This is a genomic window from Streptomyces sp. NPDC059695 (assembly GCF_042733785.1).
Lineage (GTDB): Bacteria > Actinomycetota > Actinomycetes > Streptomycetales > Streptomycetaceae > Streptomyces.
In genome coordinates this window covers 263,444-274,523 of sequence record NZ_JBHWFF010000006.1, presented here as the reverse complement: position 1 = coordinate 274,523, position 11,080 = coordinate 263,444, and the positions used below count along the sequence as shown (strand labels likewise).

General features: G+C 73.7%; 7 protein-coding genes. 5 read left to right on the top strand and 2 right to left on the bottom strand.

Annotated elements, in window-relative coordinates:
* Positions 1-125 precede the first annotated feature (125 nt).
* Positions 126-1,562: a lamin tail domain-containing protein gene (locus ACFV2S_RS10695; RefSeq protein ID WP_385556197.1), complete on the bottom strand. Its 1,437-nt coding sequence runs from the start codon at positions 1,560-1,562 to the stop codon at positions 126-128.
* A gap of 158 nt (positions 1,563-1,720) precedes the next feature.
* Complete coding sequence (locus ACFV2S_RS10690) at positions 1,721-2,773, bottom strand: helix-turn-helix domain-containing protein (RefSeq protein WP_385556269.1); 1,053 nt, start codon at positions 2,771-2,773, stop codon at positions 1,721-1,723.
* Positions 2,774-3,043: 270 nt separating this feature from the next.
* On the opposite strand from ACFV2S_RS10690, the gene ACFV2S_RS10685 reads away from it, so the two are divergent.
* The 5 genes from ACFV2S_RS10685 (at position 3,044) to ACFV2S_RS10665 (ending at position 10,915) form a co-directional block, all read left to right on the top strand.
* Positions 3,044-6,727 (top strand): S8 family serine peptidase, encoded by a 3,684-nt coding sequence (locus ACFV2S_RS10685; RefSeq protein WP_385556195.1) that lies wholly within the window; start codon positions 3,044-3,046, stop codon positions 6,725-6,727.
* A 155-nt stretch (positions 6,728-6,882) separates the two neighbouring features.
* Positions 6,883-7,545: a hypothetical protein gene (locus ACFV2S_RS10680; RefSeq protein WP_385556193.1), complete on the top strand. Its 663-nt coding sequence runs from the start codon at positions 6,883-6,885 to the stop codon at positions 7,543-7,545.
* 110 nt (positions 7,546-7,655) lie between these two features.
* On the top strand, positions 7,656-8,396 hold the full coding sequence (locus ACFV2S_RS10675) for an ATP-grasp domain-containing protein (protein WP_385556267.1): 741 nt from the start codon (positions 7,656-7,658) through the stop codon (positions 8,394-8,396).
* A 588-nt stretch (positions 8,397-8,984) separates the two neighbouring features.
* A complete protein-coding gene (locus ACFV2S_RS10670) occupies positions 8,985-10,208 on the top strand; it encodes a metallophosphoesterase (protein ID WP_385556191.1) in 1,224 nt (407 codons plus the stop codon).
* Positions 10,209-10,288: 80 nt separating this feature from the next.
* On the top strand, positions 10,289-10,915 hold the full coding sequence (locus tag ACFV2S_RS10665; RefSeq protein WP_385556189.1) for a hypothetical protein: 627 nt from the start codon (positions 10,289-10,291) through the stop codon (positions 10,913-10,915).
* Positions 10,916-11,080 lie beyond the last annotated feature (165 nt).

Here is an 11,080-nt window from a genome sequence, read left to right as displayed (position 1 = left end):
CCGCCCCCCCGCGCGCGCGCGCCGCCGCCCGCGCCCCCGCCGGCGCCGGGCCGCGCGCCCGCCCCCCCCGCCGCCCCCCCGCCCCCCCCGCCGCCCCCCCCCCCCTCGATGTCGTGTCGGTGCTGTCAGCAGGTGACGGTGCCCCTGCGGATCGCGTGGCCGCCGGTGTTGCTGTCGTCCGCCCAGTAGGCGGGCTTGGTGCCGCCCACGCACTCGTCGGCGGCCGCGAGCGTGAAGCCCTCGTTGTTCAGGTTGGCCATGCCGGCCGGGCGGTTGTAGACGGCGGCCGGGGCGAAGGTGCCGTTGGCGCCGATCTTCAGCGTCCGGTGCTGGCCGGAGCAGGTGTCGTCGCAGACCAGCCACAGGCGCGCGGCCTGGGGCTCCCACTGGAGCTCCATGACACCGGACATGCCGCTGCTGATCGTGGCGACCCGGGTCGCGGTGCCGCCGTCCTCGAGTACGTAGCCGTGGACCGAACCGGTGCCCTCCACACCGACGAAGAACACGCCGCCGCCGTGTGCGCCGAAGCGGTTCGGGTCGTAGGCCGCGGCGGTCGACTCGTCCTTGAAGCCCGCGGCGGTGAGGGTGGCGTCCGGGATCCAGGTGATCGCCTCGAAGCCGGCGTTGGAGCCGACCGACGGCAGGCCGGCGGTCAGGTTCCACTCCTTCGTGGCGGTCAGGGTGGTGCCGCTGCCCGTGGTGACGTCGTAGCGGAGGACGGACAGGCGGCTGGTGCCGGAGGCGTCGCCGTTGCGCTCGCTCGCCACGTAGGCGCCGCCCGCCGCACCCGCGGCCGTCAGGGTCACGCCCTCGCTGTCGGGGGTGCCGGTGCCGCCGGGGAACCGGAGGGTCTTGCCGGAGGTCCATCCGTTCGCGGTGTCCGGCTTCCAGCCGCCGGAGCCGTCGCGGACCAGCCGCCACAGCTTGCCGGAGTTCTGGGCGCCCCACATCACGGAGCCCTCCTCGTACAGGCCGCTCAGGTCCGAGCCGAACACGTTGGAGCCGTCGGCCGTGGCCACCGAGCTGCCGCCGGGCCAGGCCTGAGGACCCGTACCGCCCCCGCCGCAGGAGTTGGGCGCGCCGAGCGTCAGGGCCGACTGGCCGAAGGCGCCGGTGCCGTCGGGGCACCGCGACCAGGACGGAGCGGAGTGACTGGTCCAGGTGAAGCTGTCGACCAGCGTGCTGCCGCCGGGCAGGTAGAGGCGGGCCTTGTCCCCGGAACCGAGACCGAACGACGCGGAGACGTCGAAGGCCCGGGCGGTCCCCGCGCCGAGGGTCGTCCCGGACGGCACGGTGAACTTCGAGCTGTTGTTGTCGTCCTTGAGGACCCAGCCGGAGATGTCGACGGCGGCCGTGCCCTTGTTGAACAGTTCGATCGAGTCGTTGACGCTGCCGGTCGTCACCACCTCGTTGATGCGGATGTCGTCCGCCGGGGCCGCCTGGGCCGCGGGTACGAGCACGAGTGCGGCGGCCGTGGCGGAGCCGGCCACGACCAGGCGGAGGGTGGCGCGGCGGAGGCGGGCGAGGCGCCGACGCCCCTGGCGAGCGCGTACTTCGAGCAAGGTGTCCGTCCCGGGTGGAGTGGAGGGGGGTGGCTGAGCGAGACGAGCGTCCCGGCCGGTTCCGAACGGCGATCGGCTTCGGCCCGGTCGCCGGGTGAACGCCCGTCGAACGACGAGTCCACGCGTCCCGCCGCAGTGCCGACGTTCCCGCCGCGCCCCTACCCCAGCCATCCCCGCTGGGCCACCTGCCACACCAGCTGGGTCCTCGTCAGGGCCCCGGCGCGCCGCATCAGGGCCTGGATCCGGCGTTGCACCGTGCGCTGGCTCACCCACAGCTGGGAGGCGATGGCCTTGTCCGCGACCCCCGCGACGATCAGGGAGAGCAGATACCTTTCGTCGTCGGCGAGGTGCACCGCCGGCCGTGGGCTGCCGTCGAGGTCGGCCAGTTCACCGGAATCGGTCACGTGCAGCGGCGTCGCCGCCGCCCACTGGCTCTCGAAGAGGGCGATCAGCGCGTCGAGCAGACTGCTGCTGTGGACCACGGCGGCCGTCGGTTCGCCCGCCCGGTCGGCCGCGCCGGCCGCCCGGTCCGAGGCGTCGACGCCTTCGGCGCTCTCGTACACCAGAGGACAGATGGCCATCGCGCTGTCCGCGACGACCAGCCGCACGGGCAGCGTTCCGACGGCCCGCGCCTGCTCGCCCGCACGGATGCTCCGGGCAACGTTGTCAACCATCCCGGGGCCTTCGAGGAGTTCACGCTCGTAGATCGTCTTGTACCGCACTCCTCGCGCGAGGAGCTCCCACTCCTCGTCGTTCTCCGCCGCCGCCAGGGCGACCGGACGGGCCTTGCAGAGCCAGCGCATCTCGCCGGCCCCGTAGGCCATCTGCCGCAGCCGCTGCCGGATCACGCTGGCCCCGGTGATCACCTCGACGAGCTGCCCGGCGTCGTGCCGCCGTCCGCCGGCGCGGTACTCCTCGGCGAGCTGTTCCACGCCCCGCCGTGCCCATTCGAGCGCTTCGTGGCCACGGAGCAGCAGCGGACGGAGCGCGGCGTCGGGGGCCATCGGCACGTACCGCTCGGGACCGCCCTCCGGGGGTTCGGCGCTCCGTCCGACCAGGCCCTTGTCGTGGAGCGACGACAGCAGCCGGCGGACCCGTGTCACATCGAGCCCCAACTGCGCCGCGATTCCTGCGGCGTCGGCCTCCCGGACCCCGACGAGGAAGCGGTACACCCGCTCCTCCGCGGCGTCGACCCCGGCCGCCGCCAGCATGTGTCCTTCTCCCACGCGCTCTTCCCCCACCCCTGTCGGAAATGATCACCCCCGTTCCCGAAGCGATCAAACCACAACAGGACCGCCGGAAACGAGAGTTCGCATTACCACAGGGACGCCCTCGCAGGCCCGGGGTGCGCGCAGAGTGGCGGCGAGTGGACATGTCGCTTCTTCGTCAGCGGCAGCCCGTAGCGAAGGTGATCGTTCCTGTTGAGTCTTGGTTCCGCCGGACACGGATCCCCCTCCGCCGGCGGAAGGAGTGCCCCCAGCATGCGCAGCAGACGGAGTACCGCACTGCTCGGCTTCGCCCTGGCAGCCACCATGGCCGCCGGCGGCTCGGCGTACGGCGCGATCCCCCTCCCCGCGACCGGGCAGGACGCGGTGACCGCCGCGCCCCGGGACGCTGTCCGGACCGCGACCGTCACCCTGGTGACCGGCGACAAGGTGACGGTGGCCACCCGGGCGGGCAAGACCCTCGCTGTCGATGTCACCCCCTACCGGGGCAGCGCCGCCGGACTGCGGACGTACACCGTCGGCACCGACGTGTACGTGATCCCCCGGGACGCCGAGGCACTGATCCACAACGGACGGGTCGACAAGCGCCTGTTCAACGTCACGCAGCTCGTCGCCCAGGGTTTCGACGACGCCCACCGCTCGACGACCCCGCTGATCGTGCGCTACGACTCCGCCGGCACCGCCGCGCCCGGCGGGGCCCGGCTCTCCCGCAAGCTCCCCGGCGTACGCGGCGCCGCCGTCACCGCCGACAAGGCGAAGGGCGACACCTTCTGGGAGGCCGTCGACGACGACAGCGCCCGCGCCGGAACCCCGAAGGCCCGTCTGTCGGCCGGTGTTCAGCGCCTGTGGCTGGACGGCAAGGTCGACGCGCTCCTGGAGAAGAGCGTTCCCCAGATCGGCGCGCCAGAGGCGTGGGCCGCCGGATACGACGGCACAGGGGTCAAGGTCGCGGTGCTCGACACCGGCATCGACACCACCCACCCCGACCTCGCCGACCGCATCGTCGAGAGCCGCAGCTTCGTCCCCGGCGAGACCGTCCGCGACGGCCACGGCCACGGTACCCACGTCGCCTCCACGATCGCCGGCAGCGGTGCCGGGTCCGAGGGCAGGTACCGGGGCGTGGCTCCCGGGGCCAAGCTGGTCGTGGGCAAGGTCCTCGACGACGGCGGCTCCGGCTCGGAGTCCGGCATCATCGAGGGAATGGACTGGGCCGCGCACTCCGGCGCGAAGGTCGTCTCCATGAGCCTGGGCGGCCAGGAGGGCGCCGACGGCACCGACCCCATGTCGCTCGCGGTCAACGAACTCACCGCCAGGACGGGCGTCCTGTTCACCATCGCGGCGGGCAACAGCGGCCCCGGTGCGAGGACCGTCGGCTCGCCCGGCGCGGCCGCCGCCGCGCTGACGGTCGGCGCCGTGGACTCCTCCGACGTCGTCGCGGACTTCTCCAGCCGGGGCCCGCGCGGCGACGGCGCCCTCAAGCCGGAGATCACCGCACCCGGCGTCCGCATCGTCGCGGCCCGTGCGGCGGGCACCACGATGGGCACGCCGGTCGGCGGCCTGTACACGACCGCGAGCGGCACGTCGATGGCGACGCCGCACGTGGCGGGCGCGGCCGCGATCCTCGCCCAGCGCCACCCCGACTGGTCGCCCGCCCGGCTGAAGAACGGGCTCATCAGCACCGCGAGGACCACCGCCGACACCTCCGTGTACGCCCAGGGAGCGGGCCGGGTCGACGTGGCGCGCGCCGTGCGCCAGCCGGTGACGGCCGACGGCACGGTCGACTTCGGCCTGCTGGGCTGGGACGACACGGCCACCGTCGAGAAGAGGATCGCGTACGTCAACGACGGCGACGCCCCCGTCACGCTGGCGCTCTCCCTGGGCGAGGCGGGCGAGACGCTCCCGGACGGAACGCTCGCCCTGGGCGCCGACTCCGTGACGGTCCCGGCGCACGGCACCGCCGAGGCCGCCGTCACCCTGGACCCCCGCGGCATAGCGACCGGTTCGCACGGCGCGCACGTCACCGCGCGTGCCGCCGACGGGACCACAGCGGTCACCGCGGTCGGCTTCGGCCGGGACGTCCAGCGCTTCGACGTCACCCTGAAGGTCCTCGACCGCGACGGCAGGCCGACCGGCGGCATCGCCGCGGTCACCGACACGACCCTCGACAAGGGAGTGATCCCGGAGACGTACCCGGTCGGCGAGGACGGGACCGTCGTGCTGCGCGTGCCGCGCGGGGAGCACTCCTTCATCGCGGAGATCTACCACTACAGCCCCGACTGGAGCATGCTCCACGAGTACACGTACGCGGCGCAGCCGGGCACGCTGATCGACTCGGACCGGACCTTCACGTTCGACGGCTCCAGGGCCGGCCGGGTCACCATGGCCACGCCCCGCCCGTCGGAGACGAACCGCCTCCGCGTCGGCATCGCCTCCAGCCCCTCCTCACGGCTCCTGGTCCACAACCGCGAGGTCTGGCTCGGCGGTGAGACGGCCGTCTACTCCGTGCCGTCGGCCACCACCGACCCCACGCTGTTCGAATCGCGCGTCGGCTGGTCGCTGAGCGCGCCCGCGCTCTCGGCCCGCCTCGCGGGACACGGCGGCCGCGCGCTGGACGTCTCCTACTTCCAGGGCTGGACCGGCTCCGCCCGGTTCGACGGCAGCCGCACCCTCCGGGTGGCCGGGCCCGGAGAGGACGTCCGGGGCAAGCTGGCGCTGGTGAAGCGGGACCCCGGGACCACCACGTACGCACAGGTGGACGCGGCCGCGGAAGCCGGAGCGCTGGCCGTGCTCGTCTACAACGACACCCCCGGCTCGTGGCTGGCGGGCAACTGGAGCCCGAAGGAGACCCGCATCCCCGCGATGACGGTCTCCGGAGCCGAGGGCGAGCGCCTGCTGGCCCGGTCGGGCGCCAGGATCACCTTCACCGGCACGGCCGTCAGCCCGTACGCGTACGAACTGCTCAAGTACCGGGCCGGAGGCATCCCCGCCGACCAGCGCTACCGCGTCCGGACCGGTGAACTGGCCACGGTCGACAGCCGCTTCCACGGCACCGTCGCCGGGGCCGAGGCCGGATACAGCCGCCTGATGCACTCGCCGATGCAGGCGGTGGCGAACTTCTCCTTCGGGCGGATGACGCTCCAGCGCACCCTGACCGAGTACGTCACCCCGGGCCTGCGGACGTACGAGGCCATGAAGATTGGTCCCGTGTGGTCGGCCGGCGGCACCTGGCAGCTGACGTCCGCCACGACGTTCACACCCGGTCAGCAGGTGCGCCGGGACTGGAACAAGGCCGTGGTGCGCACCGCGCTGCCGAGCGATCTGGACTACGCGGCCGCCCGCGTGGGCGGAGTGGGAGCGATCGCCGCCGCGGGGCTGCTCGACAGCGGCTCCGGGCAGTGGGCCGTCACGCGCAACGGCACCGACAAGGAGCTGGCCACGGTCTACCGGGACGGCGTGCTGCTCGGCACGGCGCCCGCCACGACCGTCGCCTTCCCGATGGTCCCGGAGCGCGCCGAATACCGTGTGGTCACCGACGTCCAGCGGGACGAGGCGGGCTGGAACACGTCCACGAAGGTGCGCACCGACTGGCGCTTCCACTCCGCGCAGGGCGAGGGCCGGACGCTGCTGCCCGTCCTGTCGGTCGACTACCGGCTGGGCACCGACCTGGCCAACAGCGCCCGGACCAGGTCCCGCACGACCGTCGGCCTCGCCGTCCGGCATCCCAGGGGTCTCGCCGGTCCGGCGGTCACCGAGGTCGGGCTCTGGGCGTCGTACGACGACGGCGTCACCTGGCGGAAGGTCCGTCTGGACAGCCGGGGGAACGGCACCGTCGACAACCCTTCGGCGGCCGGCTTCGTCTCGCTGCGGGTCACCGCCACCGACGCCGACGGCAACTCCGTCGACCAGACGGTGACGCGGGCCTACCAGGTCCGCCGCTGACGGACTTCGGGGGAAGGGCCGGGGCATCCGCTTGCGGGTGCCCCGGCCCTTCCGGCGTAGGGGGGTGGGTGACCGGGCCATTCCGCGTAGGGGCGTGGGAGACCGGGCCCTTCCCCCCGTACGGGGGTGGGTGACCGGGCCCGTACCGTGATCCCATGACGATCAACCGCCCAGGACTGCCGCAGGACCTTCCGCCCGCCGAGAGGCTGTGGGCCCGCTGGGCCCTGCTGGCCGCGGTCGGGGCGACCACCGCGGACGAGAGCCGGCCCGGAGCGCACCGCACCGGCCGGTGGATCGACGGCGACGGGCTCCACTGGGACGACGGCGGCTGCACCTGGTGGGTGATGTCCCGTATGGGCGAAGGCCGTTACGTGCTGTACGGCGAGGACGAGTCGAGCGCCGTGAAATGGCACGAGCCGCCGGTCGACATGCTCGCGGGCGGCCCGGGGTGGCTGCCGTGGGACGAACTGCGCGACCGGTTGTCCGGGTACGAGCTCGGCTGCGTCTACTGGTACGAGAACGGCGTCTGGGCCCGTGCGCCCTACCCGGACACCCTCGACGACGACGGTCTGGACTGCGGGATGGGCGCGCTGGCCGACCGTGCGGAGGCGGTGGAGCTGCTGGCCGAACGCCTGGCGCCGACGGACGACGGGCCCGACGCCGACGCCTTCCTCGCGCAGGCGGAGGGCGGTCTGGTCCGGGACGTGGAGGCGCTGCTGGCGTGCGTGCGGGACCCGGACGGCGACGACCCCGATCCGGCGGCCGTGGCCCGCGCGCTCGCCCTCGGCGGCCTGGCGGGCGAGGGTGCCGCCCGCTGACCGGCACGGTTCGGAAACTGGGGTGTGACCGGGGCCGGTCTGGCGTGACGGCTTCGGTGCGCGTGAGGGAGGGTTCGGTGCTGGTCATGCCCGGTCGGCGGACGTCGACGATGGAACTGCTGGCCGAGGAGGCGGCGGCGCGGGGGATGAAGGTCCTGGCCGCGGAGGAGACGGGTACGGCCGTGGGACCGGCCCACTGGTACGGCGGTCCGGTCGCGGGTGCGGCGCTGGCCGGACGGCTCGGGTTCGCCTTGCTCGAACCGGCGGACGACTGGCTCGCCCGGCTGCCCGAGGCGTTCACCGGGCGGGAGGTCCGTGCGGCGACCCTCGCGGACGCGTGGGCGGTCGCGGTGCCGACGTTCGTCAAGCCGCCGCGGGACAAGTCCTTCCCGGCGGACGTCTACGCCGACGGCTCCCGACTGCCCGCCGATCTGGACCCGGCGACGCCGGTGCTGCTCTCCGACGTGGTGACGTTCGCCGCGGAGTACCGGCTGTTCCTGCTGGACGGGCGGATCGCCACGGGCACCCGGTACGCGGTGTTCGGCCGGCTGGACCCCCGCCCGCTCGACCGGCACGAGGCAGTCGCCGGGGAGATCGCCTCGTTCGTCGACCGGCTGATCGCCGAGGCCGGTGCCACGCTGCCGAGCGCCGTCGTCGTGGACGTCGGTCAGCTGCTCGACCCGTACCGTCCGGGCCACCGGTGGGCCGTGGTCGAAGCCAACATGGCGTGGTTCTCCCACGCGTACGCCGCCGACCCGGCACGCGTACTGGACGTGGTGCTGCGGGCGGCGGGACCGCGCGAGCGGGTACGGACGGGGGATCTGCCCTTCGTGCGGCACTGGGGTGGGTGATGGGGACGCGGGTGAGCCTCGGGCGCAGCGGCGCCCTGGTGTGTGGGAGGGAACGGGGCCGGGACGTGCCTCATGTCCCGGGGCTTCGACCGGTGCGACGTCCCGCCTCGGGCGGTGCGCCGGGTGGGCCGGCCGGCTTGGTCCGACGGACGGGGTGATCGATGCCCGGGATGATCTGGAACGGGCGATGCGACACCTTCCTCCAGGGGCCCGACGGGATCTGGGCCGGCTGATCTCACGTATCGACGAAGAGCCGGCGCGTCGCACCTTGCCCGAGCCGAACCACATCGAGCCGGCGGCATTCGGCTGGTGGTGGACCAGGATGCGGGATCGCTGACCGGCCTGGGGCGGATGTACGGCCGCGAAGCGCGCAGGGATCACCCCTCGGAGCCCGGTGGACGGGCCTCCGCCTCGACGGCGGACAATGAAAGTGCCGTGGCACTCTGGCACAAGAGGTCCGAGGAGACGCAGTGTGCGGGGCGATCGTGTTCCGGGCGCGGGCGGACGGCCGGTGCTGCGACCGTGGCGCTGTCTCCGCCCGGCTCCGCTCCGCGCACGATCCGCCGGACCGAACCTCAGGAGGGACGCATGACCGAGACCAGCAACACCCGATCCGCCGCCGAGGAGGCACCAGGGGCGTCGGCGGGGAGCCCGCTGCAGCGGCTGATGCGGTACATCCCCCTGATCGCGCCCCTCCTTCTGTGGTCCGTGCCGTGCTGGGTCCTCCTGCACACCGGTCAGCACTGGCCGCTTCCCGTCGCCCTCGGCGGCACCGCGCTGTTCGCCCTCGGCCTGGTCGGGATGCCGCTCGCGATGGTCCGCGGCCACGGTCGCCGGCAGCGGGACCGGGCCGCGATCATCGGTGACACGCTCCTGGGCGGCGTCTGGGTCCTGTTCACCTGGTCAGTGCTGCTCGGCGTCCTGCTGCGGCTCGCCCTCGCGGTGGCCGGCGTCGGTGACGGACAGGACCGGGCGCGCATCGTCACCTGGGCGATCCTCGGCGTGACCGCCGTGCTGCTCGGATGGGGGTACGCCGAGGCCCGCCGCGTGCCGCGCGTGCGCCGGCTCGACGTGGAGCTCCCCCGCCTGGGGGCCGGGCTGGACGGCACCCGGGTCGCCCTGATCACCGACACCCACTACGGCCCGCTCGACCGCGCCCGCTGGTCGGCACGGGTCTGCGAGACGGTGAACACGCTGGAAGCCGATGTGGTCTGCCACACCGGGGACATCGCGGACGGCACGGCCGACCGCCGTCGTGCCCAGGCCGCCCCGCTGGGCACGGTGAAGGCGACGCGTGCGCGTGTCTACGTCACCGGCAACCACGAGTACTACAGCGAGGCCCAGGGCTGGGTCGACCTGATGGACGAGCTGGGCTGGGAGCCGCTGCGCAACCGCCACCTGCTGCTCGAACGCGGCGGCGACACCCTCGTCGTCGCGGGCGTCGACGACGTCACCGCCGAGTCCTCGGGCCTGGCCGGACACCGCGCCCACCTGGACGGGGCGCTCCAGGGCGCCGACCCGGACCTGCCCGTCCTCCTCCTCGCCCATCAGCCCAAGTTCATCGACCGGGCGGCGGCCCACGGCATCGACCTCCAGCTCTCGGGTCACACGCACGGTGGCCAGATCTGGCCCTTCCACTATCTGGTCCGCCTCGACCAGCCGGCCGTCGCCGGGCTGAGCCGCCACGGCACGCGCACCCTCCTGTACACCAGTCGCGGCACCGGCTTCTGGGGCCCGCCCTTCCGCGTCTTCGCGCCCAGCGAGATCACCCTGCTCGTGCTCCGCTCCCCGCAGCGGTCCGCCGCGTCCTAGCCGACGAACTCGGCCCGTGGGCACGGCACTTCGCCGGGTCTCCGGCACGTCGGGTTCGGGGTCGAACTACTCTTCGGATCATGGCCTTGCGACCTGACGAGTTCTACGATCACGCCCTCGCCGCCTCGGACGCCGAGCGTCGGCTTCCGCTTGCGCGGATGACCGGCTGGGACATCAGCCCGTTCGAGGAGGACGGACTGCGCGTCTCCCCTCTGCGGCCGCCCGTCCTCCCCGAGCCTCCTCGGCACGGGGAGGACCCCTCGGACTGCGGCTCCTGCCGCGAGCGCGACGAGGGGATCTGGTTCAACGACAACTGGCGGCTCACCCGGATCACGGGCGTCGGGGTGCCGCTGGTGCTCATGCTGCACCCGCTCGACCACCACGACATGGCCGACCTGCCCGACGAGCTCGCGGCCGAGCTGGGCGTGCTCACCGCTCACATCGTCCGCCACGTGCAGGCCCTGCCGCACGTCTCGCGCGCGCACGTCTACCGGATCGGGGACGGCGCGGCGCACCTGCACATATGGTTCTTCGCCAGGCCCGCGGGTCAGGCCCAGCTGTACGGTTCATGGCTCCCGGTGTGGGACGACCTGCTGCCGGAGTACCCGGCGGACGTCGCGGACGCGGACGCGGCGGTGGTCGCGGACGCACTGGTCGCCTCCGCGGGAGGGCGCCGTCGGGCCGCCGAGGACGCGCCCCGCGGCTGATCTCCGGGCTGTACGCCTCCGTCGTCGGTCATGGCGATCACCCGGGTGGCGCGGGTCAGCGGGCCCAGGCGTTGGGGGGGGGGGGGGCGGCCCCCGCCCGCGGGGGCCCGGCCAGACCCCAGGGCGTCGGGGCAGACAGCAAGCCCCGGGCGTCCAAAAATACTC

Bases quoted from the DNA above. Each gene is read 5' to 3' on its own strand.
- ACFV2S_RS10685 (WP_385556195.1), top strand. From the start codon at position 3,044: ATGCGCAGCAGACGGAGTACCGCACTGCTCGGCTTCGCCCTGGCAGCC.
- ACFV2S_RS10690 (WP_385556269.1), bottom strand. From the start codon at position 2,773: ATGCTGGCGGCGGCCGGGGTCGACGCCGCGGAGGAGCGGGTGTACCGC.
- ACFV2S_RS10680 (WP_385556193.1), top strand. From the start codon at position 6,883: ATGACGATCAACCGCCCAGGACTGCCGCAGGACCTTCCGCCCGCCGAG.
- ACFV2S_RS10675 (WP_385556267.1), top strand. From the start codon at position 7,656: ATGGAACTGCTGGCCGAGGAGGCGGCGGCGCGGGGGATGAAGGTCCTG.
- ACFV2S_RS10665 (WP_385556189.1), top strand. From the start codon at position 10,289: ATGGCCTTGCGACCTGACGAGTTCTACGATCACGCCCTCGCCGCCTCG.
- ACFV2S_RS10670 (WP_385556191.1), top strand. From the start codon at position 8,985: ATGACCGAGACCAGCAACACCCGATCCGCCGCCGAGGAGGCACCAGGG.